Source organism: Actinacidiphila sp. bgisy145 (genome assembly GCF_057708125.1).
The window spans coordinates 1-1,551 of sequence record NZ_JBYIRL010000104.1; the positions used below are offsets into that span (position 1 = coordinate 1).

At 60.2% G+C, this 1,551-nt stretch carries 1 protein-coding gene; it reads left to right on the forward strand.

The genetic code is table 11. The features are described from left to right. Positions 1-478 precede the first annotated feature (478 nt). Positions 479-1,551, forward strand: a 1,073-nt coding sequence (locus AC3ERT_RS36470; protein ID WP_435179471.1) for a restriction endonuclease, incomplete at its 3' end; no start/stop codon positions are given.

Here is a 1,551-nt window from a genome sequence, read left to right on the forward strand (position 1 = left end):
ATGCTTCACTCTCCATCCCCGTTATCACCATTTTGGCAGGTCAGAGCGCGTGCGCTGTTTCCACCAACGATGGTCCTTGCGGGGGTTTCACCGTCCTTCCGGCCCCATCTTGGCCCCAGGTCGGCCCCGTCGACCATCCCTCTTGGGGGGTGACGTGCTGGCTTCCCAGGCCAGCGCAGGTCCAGAAAGAGCCTCCAGCGCATCGACCTTGTGACGCGAAGAGGCCTCACCTCTCGTAGAGGTAGGGCCTCTTGGCCGGTTCCGCGGTTGGCCGCGACCGCTACCGCGTATCCTGCCACTCCGAGTACCGGATGGCTTGGCGTGCCGCTGGTAGCGACCCCCCGCATGCTCGGTGGCTTGAGCGGCTGCGACAGGACTACCCTCAGTTGCGCTGGATTACAGTGCCCCAACGTTAGCTTGCGACGGCTCTGCCGGGTGGGTGTTTCAGGAGTGGGGAATGTGTTCTAGATGTGCTGCCGTGGACTGGTCTGCTGACCGGTGGCTACTTGAATGGCTTGCAGAACTCGTTGGCATCCGGGTAGGGCTGGCCGTGACAGATGCCGATCTGGGCGGCATCGTCCGCGAGGGTATGCGCGACTTCCCGATCCCGGATTACAAGCAAGTGACCGATACATACGGGCGGTACACGCTGGAGCGCCTTGGGTTGCGTGGAGCGATGGCCGCTCGCAGGGGGGCGATTCCGAGGATCTGCGAGAAGGTCGGAGATGTAGAACTGGCCGTGCGTGCCATTGCTTTCGTGGTGGAGCGTGTAGTGAGCCCCGGGGTCGTGTCCAAAGAGTGCGTATCACCTGGAGCAGGATCCGACCTTCTCGTTAAGGCACGCGAAGGCGAGTATTTGGGCGCCTTGATCCTCCCAGAGTTTGAGTACGGGATACGGGATGCTGACGGACGGGAGTGCGTCGCCGAGGCCCACCGCCTCCACGGCCAAGAAGTCGCGGATGCTGTCGCGGTTGTGGTCGATGAGATCCACTATCGTTCGGCGCGAAGTCCCGTCGTGTTGGGCGCGCAGCGCAGCTGGGATGATGTCCTAGACCTGTCTGAACTCTTTTCGTCAGAGTCGGTGATGGCTTCGTATGGACGGTTCTTCGATCAGCGTTTCGTTAATTACTTGGCCTCAAATTATGAGGCTATCGGCTCTATCCACTGGAGAAAGTTCGAAGGGCTAGTTGCCGAGTATTTTGATCGGGCCGGTTTCCAGGTGGAGATCGGACCCGGAAGAAATGACAACGGGGTGGATATTCGAGTCTGGGAGAAGTCTCTCGCCATTGACGTCTCGCCTCCTACTCTGCTCATCCAGTGCAAGCGCGTGCGGCGCGAAATTGACAAGGTGATCGTCAAGTCCTTGGCTGCTGACGTCAAATGGGAAGGGGCTCAGCAGGGCCTCCTCGTTGCGACGGCAGATTGGACGCCAGGTGCCCGCCAGGTCGTTCGTACCAGGAGCTATCCAGTCGCTGAGGTGAATCAATCTGCTCTGCGGCAGTGGCTGGAGGAAATGCGAGATACGGGCAATGGTCTCTGGTATCCATCCTA